Raw genomic sequence first — 23,043 nt, 5'->3', positions numbered from 1 at the left:
AGCCAGCCTGCTGGCGATGTCGTTTAAAGCGCCAGCGGCGCCCGTTCGCAGAGGGTCGCCAGCGCCTTCGCCCACTGTTCCTCGTCATTGAGGCACGGCACCAGCACTAACTCTTCCCCGCCCGCCTCAAGGAACTGCTCCTTGCCGCGGTCGCCGATCTCCTCCAGCGTTTCGATGCAATCGGCCACGAACGCCGGGCACATCACCAGCACCTTCTTCACGCCGTTCTTGGCCAGCTCGTCCAGCCGCGCTTCGGTGTAGGGTTCGATCCACTTCGCGCGCCCCAGCCGCGACTGGAACGAGACCGACCACTTGCCGTCCGGGATGCCCATGCGCTTGGCGAACTCGGCCGCGGTGCGCAGGCACTGGCCGCGGTAACAGGTGGCGACCACCTCCGGCGGCGCCCCGGCGCAGCAGTCGCCGCCGCCTTCGAAACGGTGGCCCGGGTTGAGCTTCTTCAGGTGCCGTTCCGGCAAGCCATGGAAACTCAGCAGCAAGTGGTCGTAATCCTGCTGCAGGTGCGGCCGGGCGCTGGCCACCAGCGCGTCGAGGTATTCCGGCTGATCGTAGAACGGCTGCAGCACCGACAACTGCACGTCGAGGCGCTTCTCGCGCAGCACGCGTCGGGCCTCTTCGATCACCGTGGTGGTGGTGCTGTCGGCGAACTGCGGATACAGCGGCGCCAATGTGATGCGCTTGTGCCCCGCGGCCACCAGCCTGACCAGCGCCGACTCGATGGACGGCTCGCCGTAACGCATCGCCAGCTCCACCGGACCATGGGTCCACTGCTGGGTCATCTGCTGCTGCAGGCGGCGGCTGAGCACCACCAGCGGCGAGCCTTCGTCCCACCAGATCGAGGCATAGGCGTGGGCCGACTGCTCGGGGCGCTTGACCAGGATCAGCGACACCAGCAGACGCCGCACCGGCCAAGGCAGGTCGATCACGTAGGGATCCATCAGAAACTGATTGAGGTAGCGGCGCACGTCGGCCACCGAGGTGGAGGCCGGCGAACCCAGGTTGACCAGAAGCAAGGCGTGATCGGTCATGCAACATCCTATTTCAGAGGCGGCGGGCGATATCGTCCAGGGCCGCGCGTAAATCCGTGAACCGGAAAGTGAATCCTGCTTCCAGCAAGCGTGCCGGCATGGCTTTCTGGCCGCCGAGCAGCAGTTGCGACAGCTCGCCGAGGCCGACCTTCAGCGCCAGGGCCGGCATCGGCATGAACGCCGGGCGGTGCAGCGCTTGGCCCAAGGTCTTGGCGAACTCGCGGTTGCGCACCGGTTTCGGCGCGCAGGCATTATAAGGACCGTTGGCCCCGTTGAGGTGCAGAAGAAAATCAATCAGGGCGATTTGATCGTCGACATGAATCCACGGCATCCACTGCCGGCCGTTGCCCAGCGGCCCGCCCAGCCCGAGCCTGAACGGCAGCAGCAGGCGCGACAAAAAGCCGCCCTCGGCCGACAGCACCAGCCCCGTGCGCACCAGCACCACCCGGATGCCCAGGCCCTCGGCCCGTTGCGCGGTCTCTTCCCAGGCGACGCACAACTGACTGGCGAAATCATCGATCACCGGCGAAGCGGTTTCGTTCAGTTCCCGCTCGCCGCCGTCGCCGTACCAGCCCACCGCCGAGCCCGAAATCAGCAGCGACGGTTTCTGCGCACGGGTCTCAAGCCAAGCCAGCAAGGATTCGGTCAGCGTGATGCGGCTGCTCCACAGCAAGGCCTTGCGCCGGTGCGTCCAGGGCCGGTCGGCAATGGGCGCGCCAGCGAGGTTGACGATGGCGTCCAGCGGGCCGTCATCCAGGTCCTGCAACCGCGCAATGCCGCGCACCTGTGCACCGCAGAGCTTGGCGACCTGTTCCGGGCGGCGGCTCCATACGGTCAACCGATGTCCCTGCTGCAGCCAGTGCCGACAGAGCTGCCGCCCGATCAAACCAGTACCGCCGGTCAGCAATATGTGCATGACATCTTCCTCGCGTGGCGTTTATCCCGGATCACTAGTCTATTTTTATAGGCAGGGATCTTTTCTATCGGGCGGGCTCTATTGTTTAACAATAGGCCAAGCTGTCAGAACGAAATCGCTGGAAGTTATACCAGAAAACAAAATTGTACAGCTTTCAATCACGGCGTAGTCTGTACAGAAAGGTAAACGAGGCCCCTATGACTGTACCTATCGCAATCATCGGCACCGGCATCGCCGGACTCTCCGCCGCCCAGGCCCTGACCGACGCCGGGCACAGCGTTCAGCTGTTCGACAAGAGCCGCGGCAGCGGCGGGCGCATGTCGAGCAAGCGCAGCGATGCCGGCGCGCTGGACATGGGGGCCCAATACTTCACCGCCCGCGACCGGCGCTTCGTCACCGAAGTGCAGCGCTGGCAGAGCAACGGCTGGGTCGCCGAATGGGCGCCGCAGCTCTACACCTTCCACGGCGGGCAACTGAACCTGTCGCCGGACGAGCAGACCCGCTGGGTCGGCACGCCGCGCATGAGCGCCATCACCCGCGGCCTGCTCGAAGGCCTGGAGGTGCATTTCGCCTGCCGCATCACCGAGGTCTACCGCGGCGAAGAACACTGGCACCTGCAGGATGCCGAAGGCTTCACCCACGGGCCGTTCAGCCATGTGGTGATCGCCACGCCAGCCCCGCAGGCCACGGCGCTGCTGGCCGCCGCGCCGAAACTCGCCGGGGCCGCCGCCGGGGTGAAGATGGAACCGACCTGGGCCGTGGCCCTGGCCTTCGAGACACCGCTGGACACCCCCATCGAAGGCTGCTTCGTCCAGGACAGCGCCCTCGACTGGCTGGCGCGCAACCGCAGCAAGCCGGGACGCGACACCACCCTCGACACCTGGGTGCTGCACGCCAGCAGCGCCTGGAGCCGCCAGCACATCGACCTGCCGAAGGAAGCGGTGATCGAACACCTGCACGGCGCGTTCGCCGAACTGCTGCACAGCGCCATGCCCGCCCCGGCCTTCAGCCTCGCCCACCGCTGGCTGTATGCCCGCCCGGCGAGCAGCCATGAATGGGGCACCCTGGCCGATGCCGACCTGGGCCTGTACGCCTGCGGCGACTGGTGCCTGTCCGGACGCGTCGAAGGCGCCTGGCTCAGCGGCCAGGAAGCGGCACGCAGGCTGCACGCGCATTTGCAGTAAGCCGATCTGCCCGCAACCGCGGGCAGGCTCGCTCCCGTCGGGCTGCCCTTCTCGCCCAAAAATCTATACAAACTGTTTGACTTGTACACCTTTGAATCTATGCTGAAGGCAATGTTGTACAGAATTTGAAATCTGTACAGGACTTCGATTCAAGGTGTCGCCATGCCCGACCATTGCCCCTCCCCCCCGAAAATCGCCGTCAGCGCCTGCCTGATGGGCGCCGAAGTGCGCTACAACGGTGGGCACAAGGCCTCGCGGCTGTGCACCGACACCCTCAGCGATTACTTCGAGTTCGTGCCGCTGTGCCCGGAAGTGGCGATCGGCCTGGGCACGCCCAGGCAGCCGATCCGCCTGGTGGGCGATCCGGATCACCCGCAAGCCCTCGGCACCGTCGACCGCCGGCTCGACGTCACCCGGGACCTGGCCGATTACGGACGGGCCATGGCCGACGGGCTGGATGACATCTGCGGCTACATCTTCATGCAGCAGTCGCCGTCCTGCGGGCTGGAGCGGGTCAAGGTCTACCACGCCAACGGCGCGCCGGTCGGCGGCGGACGCGGGATCTACGCCCAGGCCTTCTGCGCCGGGCGCCCGGACTTGCCGGTGGAGGAAGCCGGACGCCTGAACGACCCGGTGCTGCGGGAAAACTTCATCACCCGGGTGTTCGCCTACCGCGACTGGCAGACCGTGACCGCACAAGGCCTGAGCCGCCGGGCCCTCACCGAATTCCACTCGCGCTACAAATACCTGCTGATGGCCCACAGCCCTGTCCACTACAAGGCGCTCGGCCATCTGCTGGGCAGCATGGGCCACAGCGATCCGGCCACGGTCGCCCCGCACTATTTCAGCGAACTGATGGCCGCCCTGAAGAAATGCGCCACGCGCGGCACCCACAGCAATGTGCTGCAGCACATCAGCGGCTACCTGAAGCAGGCGATCAGCGCGGCGGACAAACAGGAAATGCAGCAGGTCATCGGCCAGTACCGCCACGGCATCGTGCCGCTGGTGGTGCCGCTGACGCTGCTCAAGCACCACTTCCGGCGCCATCCGGATCCCTACATCGCGCAGCAGGTGTACCTGCAGCCGCACCCCGAAGACCTGAGCCTGCGAAACGCCATTTGATGAACGCCACACCCGACACCAGCGCCCGGGAAGACCTGGGCGCGGATTTCAAGAAAGCCCTGGACGACGGCTGGCTGCCGATCCGCGAGGTGGCGCGCCAGACCGGGGTCAACGCCGTCACCCTGCGCGCCTGGGAGCGCCGCTACGGCCTGGTGGTGCCCCAGCGCACTCCCAAGGGGCACCGTCTGTACTCGGCCGAGCACGTGCAGCGCATCCGGGCGATCCTCACCTGGCTCGACCGCGGGGTCGCGGTCAGCCAGGTCAAACCGCTGCTCGACACCCCGCAGGCGTTCAACGAAACGGCGACCAGCGATTGGCAGCCGCAGTTGCAGAACCTGTTGACCGCCGTCACGCAATTGAACGAACGCAGCCTCGATGACGGTTTCAACCAGGCCATGGCCCTGTACCCGCCGCGCACCCTGTGCGACCAACTGCTGATGCCGCTGCTGGCGGCGCTCGAACAACGCTGGCAGGGCCAGTTCGGCAGCGAGATGGAGCGGGTGTTCTTTTATTCCTGGCTGCGCAGCAAATTCGGCGCGCGCATCTACCATAACAATCGCCAGTTGCGCACGGCGCCGCTGCTGCTGGTCAATCAGTCGGACCTGGCGCTGGAGCCGCGCCTGTGGCTCTGCGCCTGGCTGATCAGCGGCAGCGACTGCCCGGTTCAGGTGTTCGACTGGCCGTTGCCGCCGGCAGAGCTGGCGATGGCGGCCGAACAGCTGCATGCGCGGGGCGTCCTGCTGTATTCCAGCAAGGCCCTGAACCTGGCCCAGTTGCCGAAACTGTTGAGCGGCGTCGGCTGCCCGACAATGATCGCCGGAGCGACGGTGCGCATCCACCACGCCGAGCTGTCCGGCCAAGCTTGCGAACACACTGAGTTGTCCCTGGCCGAAGATCCCTTGTCGGCCCACCAGGGGCTCCTTCAGTGCGGATTGATCTGATGAGGTTGGAACAAGGCACCATGCAATTGATCTGGCTGCGCAGCGACCTGCGCCGACACGACAACACCGCCCTCGCCGCAGCCGCCGGCCGGGGCCCGACCGTGGCCGTGTACCTGTTGAGCCCCGAGCAATGGCAGATCCATGACGATGCCGCCTGCAAGGTCGATTTCTGGCTGCGCAACCTGCATGAATTGAGCGCGGCCCTGGGCGAGCTGAACATTCCCCTGCTGATCCGCACCGCACCTCGCTGGGATCAGGTGCCCGAGGTGCTGCTCGACCTGTGCCGGCAGTTGCGGATCGAGGCCGTGCACGTGAACGAAGAGTACGGCCTCCACGAAAGCCGCCGGGACGCCGCCGTCGCCCGTGCCCTGCACGACGAAGGCATTACGTTCACCAGCCATCTCGACCAACTGCTGTTCAAGCCCGGCAGCGTGCTGACCAAAACCGGCGGCTACTTTCAGGTGTTCAGCCAGTTCCGCAAGGTCTGCCACGAGCGCTTGCACCGTTCGATGCCGTCGTTGGTGAGAGCGCCGGGCAAGCAGGCGCCGCTGGAGATCGAAAGCGATCCGGTGCCCGAAGCCGTCGCAGGGTTTGCGCCCCCCAGCCCATCCCTGCGCGCCCTCTGGCCGGCCGGCGAGGCCGAAGCCCAGCGGCGCCTCGACACCTTTGCCGACGCGCAGATCGACTATTACCAGAGCGAACGCGACTTCCCCGCCAAGCCGGGCACCAGCCAGCTGTCCGCTTACCTCGCCGCCGGCGTCCTGTCGCCGCGCCAATGCCTGCACGCCGCGCTGCAAAGCAACCAGGGCGAGTTCGAAAGCGGCAAGGCCGGCGCCGTCACCTGGATCAACGAGCTGCTTTGGCGCGAGTTCTACAAGCACATCCTGGTGGGCTACCCACGGGTCTCCCGCCATCGCGCCTTCCGCCCGGAAACCGAAGCCCTGCCGTGGCGCGATGCGCCAGAGGACCTGGCGGCCTGGCAAGAGGCGCGCACGGGCCTGCCGATCATCGACGCGGCCATGCGCCAATTGCTGGAGACCGGCTGGATGCACAACCGCCTGCGCATGGTGGTGGCGATGTTCCTGACCAAGAACCTGCTGATCGACTGGCGCGAGGGCGAGCGCTTTTTCATGCGCCACCTCATCGACGGCGACCTGGCGGCGAACAACGGCGGCTGGCAGTGGAGCGCCTCGACCGGCACCGATGCGGCGCCCTACTTCCGCATTTTCAATCCGCTGAGCCAGTCGGAGAAATTCGACGGCGAAGGCGTGTTCATCAAACACTGGCTGCCGCAATTGGCCGGGCTGAACAAAAAGGACGTGCACAACCCGGCGGCCCTCGGCGGCCTGTTCGGCGTGGCGGACTACCCGGCGCCGATCGTCAACCTGGGCACCTCACGGGAACGGGCGTTGGCGGCCTTCAAGAACCTGCCGTCCCGTTCGTCTACAGGAGAGGGCCATGAGTGAGTTCCTGCGCCGCTTCGCCCATCGGTTCGCCGAACTGGACAAGGACAACCTGCACCGCCTCGGCGAGCTGTACAGTGACGACATCCATTTCACCGATCCGCTGCACGAAGTGCAGGGACTGGCGCAATTGCGTGAATTGTTCGGCGAAATGTATGCCAATGTCAGCGAACTGCGCTTCGACTTTCACGGCTTCGACCAGATCGGCGACTGCGAGGGCTATCTGCGCTGGGTCATGACCTACCGCCATCCGCGCCTGGCCCGCGGGCGGCCGATCCGGGTCGGCGGCTGCTCGCACTTGCTCTGGCGCGACAAGGTTTACCGCCACCGCGACTATTTCGATGCCGGGGCGCTACTTTATGAACATCTACCCGTATTGGGCCGGGCGATCGCCTGGCTGAAAAGGAGAATGGGATGAATCGTCGCACGCTTCAGCGGCGGTATTGGCTGACCGGTGCCAGCAGCGGCATCGGTGCGGCATTGGCCGAGGAGATTCTTAAGACCGGGGCGCATGTGGCGGTCAGCGCCCGCCAGACCGCACCGCTCAAGGTGTTGGCGCAACGCTATCCGGGCCAGGTGCTGGTGGTGCCGGGCGATCTGACGAACAGCCAGACCGTGCGGGAAATCGGCGAGCGGATCGCCGGAGAATGGGGCTCGCTGGACACGGTGATCCTCAACGCCGGCACCTGCGAATACGTCGATGCCCATCAGTTCGACGCCTCGATCGTCGAACACGTGGTGCGCACCAACCTGCTCGCCACCAGTTACTGCATCGAAGCCGCCCTGCCCCTGCTGCGCAAGGGCAGGGCGCCGCACCTGGTCGGCATGGCCAGCTCGGTCACCTACCTGCCGCTGCCCAGGGCGGAGGCCTATGGCGCCTCGAAGGCCGGCCTGCGCTACCTGTTCGAATCGCTGCGCATCGACCTGGCGGACGAAGGCATCGAAGTCACTGTCGTCAGCCCGGGCTTCGTCGATACGCCCCTGACTGCACAAAACGACTTTCCGATGCCGTTGAGCTGGCCGGCGGACAAGGCCGCCCGGCACATCTTCGCCAGCCTGCGGAACCGCCCGCTGGAGATCGCGTTCCCGGCGCTGTTCATGGCGGCGCTGTGGCCGCTGTCGAAGCTGCCGGCGCGGGCGCAACTGGCGATCGGCAAGCGCATGGTGCGCAGCACGCCGCCGCTCAAGGACGCCACGTGAACATCGCCGTCGTCGGCAGCGGCATCGCGGGCCTGACCTGCGCTTACCTGCTTGCGCGACGGCACGACGTCACCCTGTTCGAGGCCGCCGACCGCATCGGCGGCCACACGCACACGGCCCAGGTGACGGTCGGAGGGCGCGAGTACGCGGTGGACACCGGCTTCATCGTGTTCAACGACAGGACGTACCCGAACTTCATGCACATCCTCGGGCAACTGGGGGTGCGCTTCCGGCCCACCGAAATGAGCTTTTCGGTGACCGACCCGGACACCGGCCTCGAATACAACGGCAACAACCTCGACAGCCTGTTCGCCCAGCGCCGCAACCTATTGTCGCCGGGGTTCTGGGGCATGCTGCGCGACATCCTGCGCTTCAACCGGAGCGCCCGGCGCGACCTGGCCGAACGACGGATCGCCGCCGACACCACCCTGGACGACTACCTGAAGGCCGGCGGCTACGGCGAACGCTTCATCCTGCATTACATCGTGCCGATGGGGGCGGCGATCTGGTCGATGCCCATGGCCGGGATGCTCAGGTTTCCGTTGCGGTTCTTCGTGCGGTTCTTCGAGAACCACGGCTTGTTGTCCGTCAGCGACCGCCCGCAATGGCAGGTGATCGAAGGCGGCTCAAGCGCCTACCTTGCACCGCTGAGCGCTGCATTCCGGGACAGGATCCGCCTGGGCTGCCCGGTCGAGCGGGTGGTCCGCGACGGGCGCGGCGTCGATATCCACAGCCCCGCCGGCCGCGAACGCTTCGACAAAGTGGTGCTGGCCTGCCACAGCGACCAGGCGCTGAGCCTGCTCGACCGCCCCAGTTCCGCCGAACAGGCAGTGCTCGGCGCCCTGCCCTACGCCGACAACGAAGTGGTGCTGCACACCGACATCCGACTGCTGCCCACCCGCAAACGGGCCCGGGCCAGCTGGAACGTGCGCCTGGGCGGCGCCGGCGATGCCTTGCCGGCGGTCACCTACGACATGAACATCCTGCAGGGCATCCAGAGCGACACCACGTTTTGCGTCAGCCTCAACCAGAGTGCCGGCATCACGCCCGCCAGCATCCTCGGCCGCTACCTCTATGCGCATCCGCAGTTCAGCCTGGCGGCGGTGGCGGCCCAGGCACGCTGGACCGAACTCGATGGCCGGCAACACACCCACTACTGCGGCGCCTACTGGGCCAACGGCTTTCATGAAGACGGCGTGGCCAGTGCCTTGCGGGTGGCGGCCGCGTTCGGGGAACGGCTGTGAACAGCGCCCTGTACAGCGGCTGGATCACGCACCGGCGGTTCGCCCCCTGCCGCCATGCGTTCCGCTACCGGATCGGCTTGCTGTACTTGGATCTGACCGAGCAAGAGACCGTGCTCGGGCTCTCGCCGCTGGCGGGGCGCAGCCGTTTCGCCCCGTTCTCGTTCCGCGAGCGCGATTACCTCAAGGCGTTTTCCCAGCCCGGCGAACGCCTGAGCGACGCCGTGCGCCGCCAGGTCGGCCTCGCCATCGGCCATGAGCCTCAAGGCGCGATCCACTTGCTGACCCAGCCCCGAAGCTTCGGCCTGGCGTTCAACCCGGTGAGTTTCTTCTATTGCCACGAACCCTGCGGCCGGTTGGCGGCGATTCTCTGTGAGGTCAGCAATACGCCGTGGCGCGAGCGCTACCACTACGTGCTGCCGGCCCGGTCGGACGACCCGCCGGACAGTCACCGGCATTTCACGGTGGCCAAGGCGTTCCATGTGTCGCCGTTCCTGCCGCCGGACCTTGAGTACCGCATGAGCTTCAGCCCCGTCGGCGAGGCCCTCGGTGTGCACATGGCCGACTGGCAGGACGGCCGCAAGCTGTTCGACGCCACCCTCGACCTGCACCGCGAAACGCTCGACCGCCACAGCCTGCACCGCCACCTGCGGCGGTTCCCGTGGATGACCGGCAAGACCGCCGTGACGATCTACTGGCAGGCCCTGCGCCTGCTGCTCAAGCGTGCGCCGCTGTTCACCCATCACGCCGCCGACGGTCATATGCGCACGGCCACCCTCCCTGCCGAGGAACACCGCCATGAAGTCCCCTAGCGTTTCGGCCAGGGCCGGCCTGCTCTGCGTCCATGGGCTGAGCGGTTCCCTGCTGCGCCGAGGCGTGCTGCGCCAGCTGGCGCGGATCAGGCACGGGCAACTGGTGCTGGTCGAGGACGGTCGTCACCAGACCTTCGGCGTCGCCGGCAGCGGGCCGACCGGCGAGATCCACGTGCACGATGCAGCGGTCTGGGGCATGGTCGCGGCCAACGGCTCGATCGGTTCCGGCGAGGCCTACATTCAAGGTTACTGGAGCTCGCCCGACCTGACGGCCGTGGTGAGGGTGTTCGTCAGCAACCTCGACGTGCTCGACGGCATGGAGCGCGGAATGGCGCTGCTCGGACGCCCGTTCATCCGCACCCTGCACTGGCTCAACCGCAACACGCACAAGGGATCGCAAAGGAACATCGCCGCCCACTACGACCTGGGCAACGACCTGTTCGAGCAATTCCTTGATCCGACCATGATGTATTCGGCGGCGCAGTTCCTGCACCCCGACGACAGCCTGGAGCAGGCGCAACTGAACAAGCTGGAGCGGATCTGCCAGAAGCTCGCGCTCACGCCCGGCGACCATCTGCTGGAGATCGGCACCGGCTGGGGCAGCATGGCGCTGTATGCCGCGCAGCGCTACGGCTGCCGGGTGACCACCACGACGCTGTCCAAGGCGCAGTACGCGTTCACCGCCGCGCGCATCGAACGCCTTGGCCTGCAGGATCGGGTGACCTTGCTGCTCAAGGACTACCGCGACCTCACAGGGCAGTACGACAAGCTGGTGTCGATCGAGATGATCGAGGCGGTCGGCCACCGGTTTCTGCCGACTTACTTCAAGCAGTGCGCGCACCTGCTCAAAAGCAACGGCCTGATGCTGCTGCAGGCGATCACCATCCGCGAACAGCGCTACGAGCAGGCCAGGCGCGGGGTGGATTTCATCCAGCGCTACATCTTTCCCGGCGGCGCCCTGCCCTGCGTGCAGAAGATGCTCGAGATCGTCAGCCGCGACACCGACATGAACCTGCTGCACATGGAAGACTTCGGCCTGCACTACGCCCGCACGCTGCGCCTGTGGCACGAGAACTTCCGCCGCGCCCGGGGGCCTCTGGCCGAACTGGGCTACGACGACGGCTTTCTGCGGATGTGGGAGTTCTACCTGTGCTACTGCGAGGGCGGCTTCCTGGAGCGCACCATCGGCACCGCCCAGTTGCTGCTGGCCAAACCGGCGGCCATGCCGGCGCCGCTGTTGGGACGCTTCGATGCCTGAACGCCTGGCCAACGCCGTCCTGTTCCAGATCGGCTGGCTGGCCTGCGTGCTCGGGGGCAACAGCCTGTGGCTGCTGCTGGCGCTGGCGGTGCTGGTGATCCACCTGCGCTGGATCAGCAGCTGGGCGGCGGAAGGCCGGCTGATCCTCTGCGTGGTGATCGTCGGCACCGCCGTGGACAGCGTGCTGCGGGGATCGGGGGTGTTCGAGTTCCCGGATCCGTCGCCGCTGATCCCGCTGTGGCTGATGCTGCTGTGGGCGCTGCTGGGCACCACGCTGCGCCATTGCCTGCGATGGAGCGCCCGGCCGTGGTGGCGGGCGAGCCTGCTCGGCGCGGCGGGCGGTGCGTTGTCGTATGGCGCCGGCGGGCAACTGTCCGGCGTAGGGTTCGCCTATGGGCAATGGCCGACCCTGATCGGCATCGGCCTGCTGTGGGCGCTGCTGTTCCCGCTGCTGCACGGAATGGCCCGGCGCCTTGACGGCGCCGGCGCCCCCTGATCGGCTGCTGTGCTCGGGAACCTACAGCGGCATCGTGTAATGCAGCGAGTAGCTCTCTACCCCGTCGTTGCTGCTGGCAAGGCCGGCGTTGGAGTAGTGCGTCGCGCGGATCCCGACCTCATGCCCGCCGTTGAAGCGCAGGCCGAAACCGAAGCGATCCTCGAACTGGAAGGCGCCGCCGATGTTGTTGTCCTCGTACTTGGTGTTGGAGAACACCGCGACGCCGATCCCCGCCTCGACATACGGCTTGACCGACTGGCCGGCGAACTCATAGACGAACACCGGCGAGAACGACAGGCTGTTGTTGCTGGAGGTCTTGTCGCCTTCCCAATAGGTGTAGGCGCCGCTCCAGTAGCCGGTCAGGCGACCGACATCGCTCTGCAGCCAACTCTTGTCCCAGTCGAAGTTCATGCCCAGGCGATAGGTCATGGTCGAATCGCTGGTCGCCCCGACCCCGAACTCGACGCCGGCGGCTTGTGCGGTAAAACTGTGCCCCATCAGTGCAGCCGCAATCGCGGCCAAGCAGAATAGTCGCTTCACTTGAAACATCCTTTTCCGAACGGTCGTATGGTTGTTATGTGACTCAACGCTATAGAAGTCCGCGCTTAAACTGAAGTTCAGCTTATTTTTCGGTTATTACACAAATTTCTTACAAACCCAAGCTTTGCACATCGTCAGACGTTTGCCCCAGCAATGGCAGGACTGTTCTGAAGGCCTGCGGATCGCCGCTGGTCCAGAACCGCGCCGGCCGGCTCGGCCCCTCGGCGAGCGCGCCGCGTTCGGCCAACAGCCGCTGGAGTTGCCGGGCCACGGCGGCGCCGGTGTCGATGAGGCTGATGTCCGCGGGGAGCAAGGTCGCGAGCATCGGCTTGAGGAACGGATAATGGGTGCAGCCGAGGATGATCGTATCGCAGCCGGCGGCCAGCAGTGGCTCGACGTAGCCGTGCAGCATCCGGCGCAGCGCGTCGCTGTGCAGGTCGCCGCCTTCGATCAGCTCCACAAGGCCCGGGCAGGGCTGGGTGATGACCTTCACGTCCGTGGCGAAGCGGTCGAGCAGTGCGGCGAACTTGGCGCTGGCCAGGGTGCCGGTGGTGGCCAGCACACCGACCACGCCGCTGCGGGTGGCGGCGGCGGCCGGCTTGACGGCGGGCTCCATGCCGACGATCGGCCAGTCGGGGAAGTCCCGGCGCAGGTCGGCCACGGCGGCCACGGTGGCGGTGTTGCAGGCGAGCACCAACGCCTTGGCGCCCTGCTCGCGGAAGAAGGCGGCCATCAGGGCGCAACGCTGACGGATGAATTCCGGGGTTTTCTCGCCGTAGGGAATGTGGCCGCAATCGGCGAAGTACAGGATCGATTCGCCGGGCAGCAGACGCTGGATCTCCGCCAGCACCGACAAGCCGCCGACGCCGGAGTCGAACACCGCGACCGGGGCCTCACGCATGCGGCGCACCGCACACGCTGCAGCCCGGATCGCGCTTGACCCGCAGCTCACGGAACCGCGAACCCAGCGCATCGATCAACAGCAGCCGCCCCACCAGCGGTTCGCCGAACCCCGCCAGCAGCTTCATGGCCTCCAGCGCCTGAAGGCTGCCGACCAGGCCCACCAGCGGCCCGACCACGCCGGCCTCGCTGCAGGTCAGTTCGGCTTCGCTGCCGTGCCCGTAGAGGCAGTGGTAGCAGGGGCTTTCGGCCCGGCGCGGGTCGAACACCGACAGCTGCCCTTCGAGGCGGATCGCCGCGCCGCTGACCAGCGGCTTGCGGGCCGCCACGCAAGCGGCGTTGACCGCCTCTCGGGTGGAGAAGTTGTCGGAGCAGTCGAGCACCAGATCCACCGCCGCCACCGCTGCGGCGAGGGAATCCTCGTCCAGGGCCTGGCGGTGCGGCACGAGGCGGATCTCGGGGTTGATCGCCCCCAGCCGCTTGAGCGCCGAGTCGACCTTGGTCATGCCGACGCTGTCGGTGTCGTGGATGATCTGGCGTTGCAGGTTGGTCAGGTCGACCGTGTCGAAGTCCGCCAGGTGCAGCTCGCCGACACCCGCCGCCGCCAGATACAGGGCCACCGGCGCGCCGAGCCCGCCGAGGCCGACGATCAATGCCCGGCTGTCCTTGAGCCGCAGCTGGCCGTCGATGTCGACGTGCTGCAGCAGGATCTGCCGGCTGTAGCGCAACAATTCCTGATCATTCAGCACGGCAGGCGCCCCAGGCTGATCCGTTGGTGGCCGCCCAGGTCGGTGCGGCTGTGGACGTCTTCGAAACCGCGGGTCAGCAGCAGGTCGCGCACGGCCTCGGCCTGATCATAGCCGTGCTCGAGCATCAGCCAGCCACCGGCCTCCAGATGCTGCGGCGCCTGGGCGACGATCAGGCGCAGGTCGTCGAGCCCGTCGGCGCCGGCCACCAGCGCGCTGGCCGGCTCGAAGCGCACATCGCCTTCGGCCAGGTGCGGGTCGGCGGCGCGGATGTACGGCGGGTTGCTGATGATCAGCCCGAAGCGCTGGCCTTGCAGCGAACTGAACCAATGGCTGCTCAGCACCTTGGCGTTGCTCAGGTTCAGGCGCTGGCGGTTGCGCTCGGCCAGGGCCACGGCCTCCGGCACGCGGTCCACGGCGGTGACCTGCCAGGCCGGGCGCTCGCTGGCCAGGGCCAGGGCGATGGCGCCGGTGCCGGTGCCGAGGTCGAGGACGCTGGCCGGGGTCGCCGGCAGCAATTCGAGGGCGGCCTCCACCAGCAGCTCGGTGTCCGGGCGCGGGATCAGGGTGTGCGGCGCCACTTCCAGGTCGAGTTTCCAGAACCCTTGCTGACCGAGGATGTAGGCCACCGGCTCGCCGCTGCGGCGGCGTTGCAGGTATTCGGTGAACACCAGCACCACCTCGCTCGGCACGATGCGCTCGGGCCAGGTGTGCAGGAAACTGCGCGGCTTGCCCAGGGCGGCGGCCAGCAGCAGCTCGGCGTCCAGGCGGGCGGTGGGCGAGTCGGGCAGTTCGGCGGCGCGCAGCAGGCTGGCGATGATGGTCATTTATTCACCTATCGCTGCGAGCTGGTCAGCCTGGTATTCGGCCAACAGCGGTTCGATCACCGCTTCGACGCCGCCGGCGAGGATCTCGTCGAGGGAATACAGGGTCAGGTTGACGCGGTGGTCGGTGACCCGGCCCTGGGCGAAGTTGTAGGTGCGGATGCGCTCGGAACGGTCGCCGGAGCCCACCAGCAGCTTGCGCTCGCTGGCGATGGCGCTGGCGGCGGCGGCGGTCTGCTGGTCGTTGAGCTTGGCCGACAGCCAGGCCATCGCCCGCGCGCGGTTCTTGTGCTGGGAGCGTTCTTCCTGGCATTCGACCACAATGCCGGTCGGCAAGTGGGTGATGCGGATCGCCGAGTCGGTCTTGTTCACGTGCTGACCGCCGGCCCCGGAGGAACGGTAGGTGTCCACGCGCAGATCCGCCGGGTTGATCTCGATCGCTTCCTGCTCGTCCGGCTCCGGCAGCACCGCCACGGTGCAGGCCGAGGTGTGGATGCGGCCCTGGGATTCGGTGGCCGGCACGCGCTGCACGCGGTGGGCGCCGGACTCGAACTTCAGCTTGCCGTAGACGTTGTCGCCTTCGACCCGGGCAATGACTTCTTTGTAGCCGCCGTGCTCGCCCTCGTTCTCCGAGAGGATCTCCACGCGCCAGCCGCGCTTCTCGGCATAGCGCGAGTACATGCGGAACAGGTCGCCGGAGAAGATCGCCGCTTCGTCGCCGCCGGTGCCGGCACGGATCTCCAGGAACACGTTGCGTCCGTCGTTCGGATCCTTGGGCAGCAGCATGCGCTGCAGGTCGGCCTCAAGAACCACCAGTCGCTCCTTGGCTTCGCGGACTTCTTCCACGGCCATTTCGCGCAGGTCCGGGTCGCTGTCCTTGAGCAGCGCCTGGGCGCCTTCGAGGTCGCCTTGCACGCTGAGCAGCTTCTTGTAGGCCTCGACGACCGGCTCGACTTCCGCGTATTCCTTCGAATAGGTGCGGAACTTGGCCTGATCGGAAATGACTTCGGCGTCGCCCAGCAGCGCCGTCAGTTCCTCGAAACGTTCCTGGAGAGTCTCCAACTTATTGAGCAGTGACGCTTTCATTGCGGTTTTTTATCCGAAAAGCTATCCGGTGAGCCCTCAAGGGCAAAGAGTTCCTGGGCCATGGCCAGCGCATCGACGCGGCCTTCGGCAGAAAGCTTTTTCAACTGCACGCTCGGCGCGTGCAGGAGTTTGTTGGTCAGGCCCCGGGCCAGCTGGCCCAGCACGTCTTCGGCATTGCCGCCGTTGGCCAGCGAGCGCAAGGCCTTCTGCAGCTCTTCGTCGCGCAGGCGCTCGCTCTGTTGACGATAGGCCTTGAGCACGTCGACCGCCGCCAGTTCGCGCAGGCGCGCCATGAAATCGTCGGCGCCGACCGAGACCATCTCCTCGGCGGCCTGGGCAGCGCCCTGGCGGCTCTTGAGGTTCTCGGCGACCACTTCGTGCAGGTCGTCGACGCTGTAGAGATAGACGTCGTCCAGCTCGCCCACTTCCGGCTCGATGTCCCGGGGCACGGCGATGTCGACCATGAAGATCGGCTTGTGCTTGCGCTGCTTCAGCGCGCTTTCCACCGCGCCCTTGCCCAGGATCGGCAACTGGCTGGCGGTGGAACTGATGACGATGTCGCTGCGCACCAGCTCCGCCGGGATGTCCGACAGCAGCACCGCGTGGGCGCCGAACTGCTCGGCCAGCAGGCTGGCGCGCTCCAGGGTGCGGTTGGCCACGACGATGCGCTTGACCCCCAGCTCGTGCAGGTGGCGGGCGACCAGGGTGATGGTCTCGCCGGCGCCGATCAGCAAGGCCTGGCTGCGCTGCAGGTCGCTGAAGATCTGCTTGGCCAGGCTGACGGCGGCAAAGGCCACGGAGACCGGGTTCTCACCGATGGCGGTGTCGGTGCGCACCTGCTTGGCGGCATTGAACGTCGCCTGGAACAGGCGCCCCAGCAACGGGCCGATGGTGCCGGCCTCGCGGGCCACGGCGTAGGCCGACTTCATCTGGCCCAGGATCTGCGGCTCGCCCAGCACCAGCGAGTCGAGCCCGGAGGCGACGCGCATCATGTGACGAACGGCCGCATCGTCTTCATGCACGTAGGCGCTGGCGCGCAGCTCGTCGAAGCTCAATTGGTGGTATTCGGCCAACCAGCGCAGCACGATCTCCGCCGACAGGTGATCCTGTTCTATATAGAGTTCGCTGCGGTTGCAGGTGGAGAGGATCGCCGCTTCGCGGCTGTCGGTGAGCCGGCAGAGCTGCTGCAGGGCCTCGACCAGCTGCTCAGGGGTAAAGGCCACGCGCTCGCGGACGTCTACTGAAGCAGTCTTGTGGTTGATACCGAGTGCGAGGAAGGCCATTCAAGGTCGCTGATGGTGACGTGAAGCCGGCAATTGTCCTACTTCGAAAGATCCAGAACAACTACCGCCGACTATTGTCTCCATTGCCGGCCCCTATAATGGCCACAATCGAGACTCGGTTATGTTTGGCCGAAGGCTTGTGTCATGATGATCCGACCGCAGGTTAGTCGCCACTTCCCCCATATGAATAGATCTTCCGCGTTGTTCCTCGCTATTGCCTTCCTCAGCGGCTGCCAGTCCCTGGCCCCCGTTTCGACGGACGGCACCCCGCCGGTCGAAGACACGGCCCCGGCGCCCGAAAAGGCCAAGGTCTACAGCTCGTTCAGCGAGGAAACCGTCTTCAGCCTGTTGAGCGCCGAACTCGCCGGCCAGCGCAACCGGTTCGACATCGCCCTGGACAACTACGTGACCCAGGCCATCAACACCCAGGATCCGGGCGTCTCCGAGCGGGCGTTCCGCATCGCCGAGTACCTGGGCGCGGACCAGCCGGCCCTCGACACCGCCCTGATCTGGGCGAAGAACGCCCCGGACGACCTTGAGGCGCAGCGTGCCGCCGCCGTGCAGCTGGCGCGGGCCGGGCGCTATGACGACTCGATGGTCTACATGGAGAAAGTCCTGCAGGGCAAGGGCGACACCCATTTCGACTTCCTGGCGCTGTCGGCCGCCGACACCGACCAGGAAACCCGCAACGGCCTGATGAAAAGCTTCGACCGGCTGCTGCAGCGTCACCCGCACAACAACCAGCTGATCTTCGGCAAGGCCTTGCTGCTGCAGCAGGACGGCGACAACAAAGGCGCGCTGACCCTGCTGGAGGACAATCCGCCGGAGGACGGCGAAATCGCCCCGATCCTGCTGCGCGCGCGTCTGCTGCAAGGCATGAACCGCGGCGACGAGGCCCTGCCGCTGCTGCAGAAGAGCATTCGCAAATACCCGGACGACAAGCGCCTGCGCCTGACCTACGCGCGGATGCTGGTCGAGCAGGACCGGATGGACGACGCCAAGGCCGAGTTCTCCTCCCTCGTGCAGCAATACCCCGAAGACGACGAACTGCGCTATTCACTGGCGCTGGTGTGCCTGGAGGCCAAGGCCTGGGAAGAGGCCAAGGGCTACCTGGAAGACCTGATCGCCCGGGAAAGCCATGTCGATTCGGCGCACCTGAACCTGGGCCGCATCGCCGAGGAACGCAACGACCCGCAAGGCGCCCTGATCGAGTACGCCCAGGTCGGCCCGGGCAACGACTACCTGCCGGCGCAGCTGCGCCAGGCCGACATCCTGATGAACAACGGCAAGACCGCCGAAGCCCTGAGCAAACTGGCCGTCCAGCGCGACGAACAGCCGGACTACGCGATCCAGCTGTACCTGATCGAGGCCGAGACCCTGTCCGCCAACAACCAGGGCGACAAGGCCTGGAAAACCCTGCAGCAAGCCCTGCAGCAGTATCCGGACGACCTCAATCTGCTTTACACCCGCGCCATGCAGGCGGAAAAGCGCAATGACCTGGCGCAGATGGAAAAGGACCTGCGCCTGATCATCAAGCGCGACCCGGACAACGCCATGGCGCTCAACGCCCTGGGCTACACCCTGTCCGACCGCACCACCCGCTACGCCGAAGCCAAGACCCTGATCGAACAGGCGCACCAGCTCAACCCGGAAGACCCGGCGGTGCTCGACAGCCTCGGCTGGGTCAACTTCCGCCTGGGCAACCTCGACGAAGCCGAGCGCTACCTGCGCCAGGCGCTGGAGCGTTTCCCCGACCACGAAGTGGCCGCGCACCTGGGCGAGGTGCTGTGGACCAAGGGCAACCAGCGCGAAGCCAAGCAGATCTGGGGCAAGTTCCTCAAGGATCAGCCCGACAGCACCATCCTGCGCAGCACCATCAAGCGCCTGACCGGATCCGAGACCCTATAACCCATGTTTTTGCGCCACCTCATCGTTTTCAGCTTCATCGCCCTGCTCGCCGGTTGCGCAGGCTTCGGCGCCCGTGAATCGGTCGAAGGCCACGGCAACCCGGCCCAATGGCGCGAGCACAAGCAGCAACTGACCGGGCTCGACGGCTGGCAGATCGACGGCAAGATCGGCATCCGCGCGCCGAAGGACTCCGGCAGCGGCACGCTGTTCTGGCTGCAGCGCCAGGACTACTATGACATCCGCCTGTCCGGCCCGCTGGGCCGCGGCGCGGCGCGCCTGACCGGGCGGCCGGGCAAGGTTTCGCTGGAGGTCGCCAACCAGGGCCGCTACGACGCACAGTCGCCGGAAGCCCTGCTCGAAGAGCAACTGGGCTGGAAACTGCCGGTGTCGAACCTGGCTTGGTGGGTGCGCGGCCTGCCGGCGCCGGACAGCAAGAGCCGCCTGACCCTCGACGCCGACAGCCGCCTGGCCAGCCTGGATCAGGACGGCTGGCAGGTCGAGTACCTGAGCTATGCCGAACAGAACGGTTTCTGGCTGCCGGAGCGGATCAAGCTGCACGGCACCGACCTGGACGTGACCCTGGTCATCAAGACCTGGCAACCGCGCAAGCTGGGGCTGTGAACATGAGCGCACCCCGCCTGACCCTGCCGTCCCCGGCCAAGCTCAATCTGATGCTGCACATTCTCGGCCGCCGCGACGACGGCTACCACGAACTGCAGACAATCTTTCAGTTCCTCGACTACGGCGACGAGATCACCTTCGCCGTGCGCGACGACGGCGTGATCCGCCTGCACACCGAATTCGACGGCGTGCCCCACGACAGCAACCTGATCGTGCGCGCGGCGAAGAAACTCCAGGAGCAGTCCGGCTGCACGCTGGGCATCGACATCTGGATCGACAAGATCCTGCCGATGGGCGGCGGCATCGGCGGCGGCAGCTCGAACGCGGCCACCACCCTGCTGGGCCTCAACCATCTCTGGCAGTTGGGCTGGGACGAAGACCGCCTGGCCGGCCTCGGCCTGTCGCTGGGCGCCGACGTCCCGGTGTTCGTGCGCGGCCATGCCGCCTTCGCCGAAGGCGTGGGCGAAAAACTGACCCCGGTCGAACCCGCAGAACCCTGGTACGTCGTGCTGGTTCCGCAAGTCTCTGTAAGTACGGCAGAAATTTTTTCCGATCCGTTGTTGACACGTAACACACCGCCCATTAAAGTGCGCCCCGTTCCCGAGGGAAACAGTCGAAATGACTGCTTGCCGGTGGTTGCAAGGCGTTATCCAGAAGTACGTAACGCATTGAATTTGCTAGGTAATTTCACCGAAGCAAAACTCACCGGAACTGGAAGTTGTGTGTTTGGGGGCTTCCCAAGCAAAGCTGAAGCTGATAAAGTCTCGGCCCTTCTGACAGAGACCCTTACAGGGTTTGTAGCCAAAGGCAGCAACGTTTCGATGTTGCATCGCAAGCTACAGAGCCTGCTCTAACGGAACCAAGTGCACGGCACTTGCAGCAACAGATACAGGGGCGTCGCCAAGCGGTAAGGCAGCAGGTTTTGATCCTGCCATGCGTTGGTTCGAATCCAGCCGCCCCTGCCATTTTCCTATACTCATCCAGGTATACCCTCAGCCTTCAGGTACTGCGCGTGTCCAAGATGATGGTCTTTACGGGGAACGCTAACCCCGATCTGGCTCGGCGTGTCGTACGTCAGCTGCATATCCCTCTCGGTGACATTTCTGTCGGTAAGTTTTCCGACGGCGAAATCACTGCCGAGATCAATGAAAACGTTCGCGGTAAAGACGTCTTCATTATTCAGCCGACTTGCGCTCCGACCAACGATAACCTGATGGAACTGGTAGTGATGGCTGATGCCTTCCGCCGCTCCTCGGCTACTCGTATCACTGCTGTTATCCCTTACTTTGGTTATGCCCGTCAGGATCGCCGTCCGCGTTCCGCACGTGTGGCCATCAGCGCGAAAGTCGTCGCTGACATGCTCACCGTCGTCGGCATCGACCGTGTGCTCACGGTTGACCTGCACGCTGACCAGATTCAGGGTTTCTTCGATATTCCGGTAGATAACATCTACGGCTCCCCGGTTCTGGTGGATGACATCGAAGACCAGCGCTTCGAGAACCTGATGATCGTGTCCCCGGACATTGGCGGCGTCGTGCGTGCACGGGCCGTTGCCAAATCCCTGGGCGTGGATCTCGGGATCATCGACAAACGCCGTGAAAAAGCCAATCACTCCGAAGTGATGCACATCATCGGCGATGTCGAAGGTCGCACCTGCATCCTGGTCGATGACATGGTCGATACCGCCGGCACCCTGTGCCATGCGGCCAAGGCCCTGAAAGAGCACGGCGCAGCCAAGGTCTTCGCCTACTGCACACACCCTGTGCTGTCGGGCCGGGCCATCGAGAACATCGAGAATTCCGTGCTGGACGAGCTGGTGGTGACCAACACCATCCCGCTGTCCGCTGCAGCACAAGCCTGTGCGCGTATCCGTCAACTGGATATCGCACCGGTGGTTGCCGAAGCGGTTCGCCGCATCAGCAATGAAGAATCGATCAGCGCGATGTTCCGTTAAGGGCCCTGCCCTTCTCGAAATGTCCTGTTGACGAAAAGCGCCCCGCCCCGGCATTCCTGTCCGGGGCGGGGCTTTTTTGCCCATACCGTGTTTGGCGCTGGTCGCAAACGCCACTCGGTGATGGCTATTTTGGAGATATGAAATGACTGATTTCACCCTGAACGCACAAGCGCGTACTGACCTGGGGAAAGGTGCGAGCCGCCGCCTGCGTCACGCCGCCAACATCCCGGCCGTTGTCTACGGTGGCAACAAGGACGCTCAGTCCCTGACCATCCTGGCCAAGGAAATCACCAAGCTGTTCGAAAACGAAGCTGCCTTCAGCCACGTGATCGAGCTGAACGTCGACGGCACCAAGCAGAACGTCATCGTCAAGGCCCTGCAGCGTCACCCAGCCAAGCAGTTCATCATGCACGCTGACTTCGTGCGCGTTGTTGCCGGCCAGAAACTGACCGCCAAAGTACCGGTTCACTTCATCAACGAAGAAGCCGCAGTCAAGAAAGGCGGCGAGATCTCCCACGTCGTGGCTGAAATCGAAGTTTCGTGCGAAGCCAAAGACCTGCCTGAGTTCATCGAAGTTGACCTGGCCAAGGCCGAAGTCGGCACCATCATCCACCTGTCCGACATCAAGGCCATCAAAGGCGTTGAGTTCGTGGCACTGGCTCATGGCAACGACCTGGCTGTCGCCAACGTTCACGCTCCACGTGTTGCTCCAGAAGCTGCAGAAGGCGCAGCAGAGTAATTTCACTCTGCTTGCCGGAGCGGGCGGAACATCGCGGACTTAAGCGTAGCGAGAAAGCGGGCGAGAACGCGGAGTTTACATCCCAGGTAAATGCGCATCTTTCGTCCGTTTTCGCCGCATGCACGAGCTGCGGCGATGACATCCACCACTCCATAGAAGGGCCCCTATCGTGACTGCCATCAAACTGATCGTCGGCCTGGGTAATCCAGGCGCCGAATACGAACAGACCCGGCATAACGCAGGGGCCCTTTTTGTTGAGCGCATCGCCCACGCACAAGGCGTCAGCCTCGTGGCCGACCGCAAGTATTTCGGCCTGACCGCACGCTATTCGCATCAAGGTCAGGACGTTCGTCTGCTGATTCCCACCACCTACATGAACCGCAGCGGCCAGGCCGTGGCGGCACTCGCCGGTTTCTTCCGCATCAAGCCAGAAGAGATCCTGGTGGCACACGACGAACTCGACCTGCCTCCGGGCGTCGCCAAGCTCAAGCAGGGCGGCGGCCATGGCGGTCACAACGGGTTGCGCGACATCATTGCGCAACTGGGCAATCAGAACACGTTCCATCGCCTGCGGCTCGGCATCGGCCACCCGGGCGTGGCCAGCATGGTGTCGAATTTCGTCCTGGGTCGTGCGCCGCGCGCCGAACAGGAAAAGCTCGACGCCAGCATCGACTTCGCCCTCGGCGTGCTGCCGGATATCCTCGCCGGAGAATGGAACCGCGCGATGAAAAACCTGCACAGCCAGAAGGCCTGACTCTTATCC

24 protein-coding genes and 1 tRNA gene are annotated in these 23,043 nt (G+C 65.4%); 17 read left to right on the top strand and 8 right to left on the bottom strand.

Annotation, left to right across the window (positions count from 1 at the left end):
* Positions 1-23: 23 nt before the first annotated feature.
* On the bottom strand, positions 24-1,046 hold the full coding sequence (hemH, locus tag CAG41_RS24060) for a ferrochelatase (protein WP_085584745.1): 1,023 nt from the start codon (positions 1,044-1,046) through the stop codon (positions 24-26).
* A 13-nt stretch (positions 1,047-1,059) separates the two neighbouring features.
* On the bottom strand, positions 1,060-1,962 hold the full coding sequence (locus tag CAG41_RS24055) for a TIGR01777 family oxidoreductase (protein ID WP_085584743.1): 903 nt from the start codon (positions 1,960-1,962) through the stop codon (positions 1,060-1,062).
* A gap of 197 nt (positions 1,963-2,159) precedes the next feature.
* Between CAG41_RS24055 and CAG41_RS24050 the strand changes: the two genes are divergently transcribed.
* The 10 genes from CAG41_RS24050 (at position 2,160) to CAG41_RS24005 (ending at position 11,679) form a co-directional block, all read left to right on the top strand.
* A complete protein-coding gene (locus CAG41_RS24050) occupies positions 2,160-3,146 on the top strand; it encodes an NAD(P)/FAD-dependent oxidoreductase (protein ID WP_085584741.1) in 987 nt (328 codons plus the stop codon).
* Between the two features lie 162 nt (positions 3,147-3,308).
* Complete coding sequence (locus CAG41_RS24045; protein WP_085707546.1) at positions 3,309-4,268, top strand: DUF523 and DUF1722 domain-containing protein; 960 nt, start codon at positions 3,309-3,311, stop codon at positions 4,266-4,268.
* Positions 4,268-5,209, top strand: coding sequence for a MerR family transcriptional regulator (locus CAG41_RS24040; RefSeq protein WP_085584737.1), 942 nt, complete (start codon positions 4,268-4,270; stop codon positions 5,207-5,209). Before CAG41_RS24045 ends, CAG41_RS24040 begins: the two co-directional genes overlap by 1 nt.
* 20 nt (positions 5,210-5,229) lie before the next feature.
* Entirely contained in the window at positions 5,230-6,675 is a 1,446-nt protein-coding gene (phrB, locus tag CAG41_RS24035) for a deoxyribodipyrimidine photo-lyase (RefSeq protein ID WP_085707560.1), read from the top strand.
* Positions 6,668-7,090 carry a nuclear transport factor 2 family protein gene (locus CAG41_RS24030; RefSeq protein ID WP_085584735.1) on the top strand — a complete coding sequence of 141 codons (423 nt, stop codon included), beginning with the start codon at positions 6,668-6,670 and terminating at the stop codon, positions 7,088-7,090. The genes phrB and CAG41_RS24030 overlap by 8 nt, the downstream gene beginning before the upstream one ends.
* Positions 7,087-7,872, top strand: a complete 786-nt coding sequence (locus tag CAG41_RS24025; protein ID WP_085584733.1) for an SDR family oxidoreductase — start codon at positions 7,087-7,089, stop codon at positions 7,870-7,872. The genes CAG41_RS24030 and CAG41_RS24025 overlap by 4 nt, the downstream gene beginning before the upstream one ends.
* Positions 7,869-9,116 (top strand): NAD(P)/FAD-dependent oxidoreductase, encoded by a 1,248-nt coding sequence (locus CAG41_RS24020; protein WP_085629372.1) that lies wholly within the window; start codon positions 7,869-7,871, stop codon positions 9,114-9,116. Before CAG41_RS24025 ends, CAG41_RS24020 begins: the two co-directional genes overlap by 4 nt.
* Positions 9,113-9,925, top strand: a complete 813-nt coding sequence (locus CAG41_RS24015) for a DUF1365 domain-containing protein (RefSeq protein WP_085584729.1) — start codon at positions 9,113-9,115, stop codon at positions 9,923-9,925. The genes CAG41_RS24020 and CAG41_RS24015 overlap by 4 nt, the downstream gene beginning before the upstream one ends.
* On the top strand, positions 9,912-11,183 hold the full coding sequence (locus CAG41_RS24010; protein ID WP_085629370.1) for a cyclopropane-fatty-acyl-phospholipid synthase family protein: 1,272 nt from the start codon (positions 9,912-9,914) through the stop codon (positions 11,181-11,183). The genes CAG41_RS24015 and CAG41_RS24010 overlap by 14 nt, the downstream gene beginning before the upstream one ends.
* Entirely contained in the window at positions 11,176-11,679 is a 504-nt protein-coding gene (locus tag CAG41_RS24005; RefSeq protein WP_085584725.1) for a DUF2878 domain-containing protein, read from the top strand. Before CAG41_RS24010 ends, CAG41_RS24005 begins: the two co-directional genes overlap by 8 nt.
* Before the next feature lie 21 nt (positions 11,680-11,700).
* Here CAG41_RS24005 and CAG41_RS24000 read toward each other — a convergent pair whose 3' ends face one another.
* The 6 genes from CAG41_RS24000 to hemA all read right to left on the bottom strand — a co-directional run bounded on the left by CAG41_RS24000 (position 11,701) and on the right by hemA (position 17,058).
* A complete protein-coding gene (locus tag CAG41_RS24000; RefSeq protein ID WP_085584723.1) occupies positions 11,701-12,219 on the bottom strand; it encodes an acyloxyacyl hydrolase in 519 nt (172 codons plus the stop codon).
* Between the two features lie 109 nt (positions 12,220-12,328).
* Positions 12,329-13,120 carry a glutamate racemase gene (murI, locus tag CAG41_RS23995; RefSeq protein ID WP_085584721.1) on the bottom strand — a complete coding sequence of 264 codons (792 nt, stop codon included), beginning with the start codon at positions 13,118-13,120 and terminating at the stop codon, positions 12,329-12,331.
* The gene (locus CAG41_RS23990) at positions 13,113-13,868 is read right to left on the bottom strand and encodes a molybdopterin-synthase adenylyltransferase MoeB (protein WP_085584719.1); all 756 of its coding nucleotides are present in this window, start codon (positions 13,866-13,868) and stop codon (positions 13,113-13,115) included. Before CAG41_RS23990 ends, murI begins: the two co-directional genes overlap by 8 nt.
* The gene (gene prmC, locus CAG41_RS23985) at positions 13,862-14,692 is read right to left on the bottom strand and encodes a peptide chain release factor N(5)-glutamine methyltransferase (protein WP_085584717.1); all 831 of its coding nucleotides are present in this window, start codon (positions 14,690-14,692) and stop codon (positions 13,862-13,864) included. Before prmC ends, CAG41_RS23990 begins: the two co-directional genes overlap by 7 nt.
* On the bottom strand, positions 14,693-15,775 hold the full coding sequence (prfA, locus tag CAG41_RS23980; protein WP_085641033.1) for a peptide chain release factor 1: 1,083 nt from the start codon (positions 15,773-15,775) through the stop codon (positions 14,693-14,695). It lies immediately after the preceding gene.
* Positions 15,772-17,058 (bottom strand): glutamyl-tRNA reductase, encoded by a 1,287-nt coding sequence (hemA, locus tag CAG41_RS23975; RefSeq protein ID WP_085584713.1) that lies wholly within the window; start codon positions 17,056-17,058, stop codon positions 15,772-15,774. Before hemA ends, prfA begins: the two co-directional genes overlap by 4 nt.
* Before the next feature lie 183 nt (positions 17,059-17,241).
* Between hemA and CAG41_RS23970 the strand changes: the two genes are divergently transcribed.
* The 7 genes from CAG41_RS23970 (at position 17,242) to pth (ending at position 23,034) form a co-directional block, all read left to right on the top strand.
* Complete coding sequence (locus CAG41_RS23970) at positions 17,242-18,966, top strand: tetratricopeptide repeat protein (RefSeq protein ID WP_085584711.1); 1,725 nt, start codon at positions 17,242-17,244, stop codon at positions 18,964-18,966.
* Positions 18,967-18,969: 3 nt separating this feature from the next.
* Positions 18,970-19,587: a lipoprotein insertase outer membrane protein LolB gene (gene lolB, locus CAG41_RS23965; RefSeq protein ID WP_085584709.1), complete on the top strand. Its 618-nt coding sequence runs from the start codon at positions 18,970-18,972 to the stop codon at positions 19,585-19,587.
* Positions 19,588-19,589: 2 nt separating this feature from the next.
* On the top strand, positions 19,590-20,441 hold the full coding sequence (gene ispE, locus CAG41_RS23960; RefSeq protein ID WP_085584707.1) for a 4-(cytidine 5'-diphospho)-2-C-methyl-D-erythritol kinase: 852 nt from the start codon (positions 19,590-19,592) through the stop codon (positions 20,439-20,441).
* A gap of 36 nt (positions 20,442-20,477) precedes the next feature.
* Positions 20,478-20,552, top strand: a tRNA-Gln gene (locus CAG41_RS23955).
* 47 nt (positions 20,553-20,599) lie between these two features.
* Positions 20,600-21,541, top strand: a complete 942-nt coding sequence (locus CAG41_RS23950) for a ribose-phosphate pyrophosphokinase (RefSeq protein WP_003171603.1) — start codon at positions 20,600-20,602, stop codon at positions 21,539-21,541.
* A gap of 142 nt (positions 21,542-21,683) precedes the next feature.
* Positions 21,684-22,280, top strand: coding sequence for a 50S ribosomal protein L25/general stress protein Ctc (locus CAG41_RS23945; RefSeq protein ID WP_085584705.1), 597 nt, complete (start codon positions 21,684-21,686; stop codon positions 22,278-22,280).
* A gap of 169 nt (positions 22,281-22,449) precedes the next feature.
* The gene (gene pth, locus CAG41_RS23940; protein WP_085584703.1) at positions 22,450-23,034 is read left to right on the top strand and encodes an aminoacyl-tRNA hydrolase; all 585 of its coding nucleotides are present in this window, start codon (positions 22,450-22,452) and stop codon (positions 23,032-23,034) included.
* The last annotated feature ends 9 nt before the right edge of the window (positions 23,035-23,043 follow it).

This window comes from Pseudomonas sp. B35(2017) (assembly GCF_002113645.1).
GTDB classification, from domain to species: Bacteria; Pseudomonadota; Gammaproteobacteria; order Pseudomonadales; family Pseudomonadaceae; genus Aquipseudomonas; species Aquipseudomonas ekonensis.
This window is presented reverse-complemented; position numbering and strand designations above follow the sequence as displayed.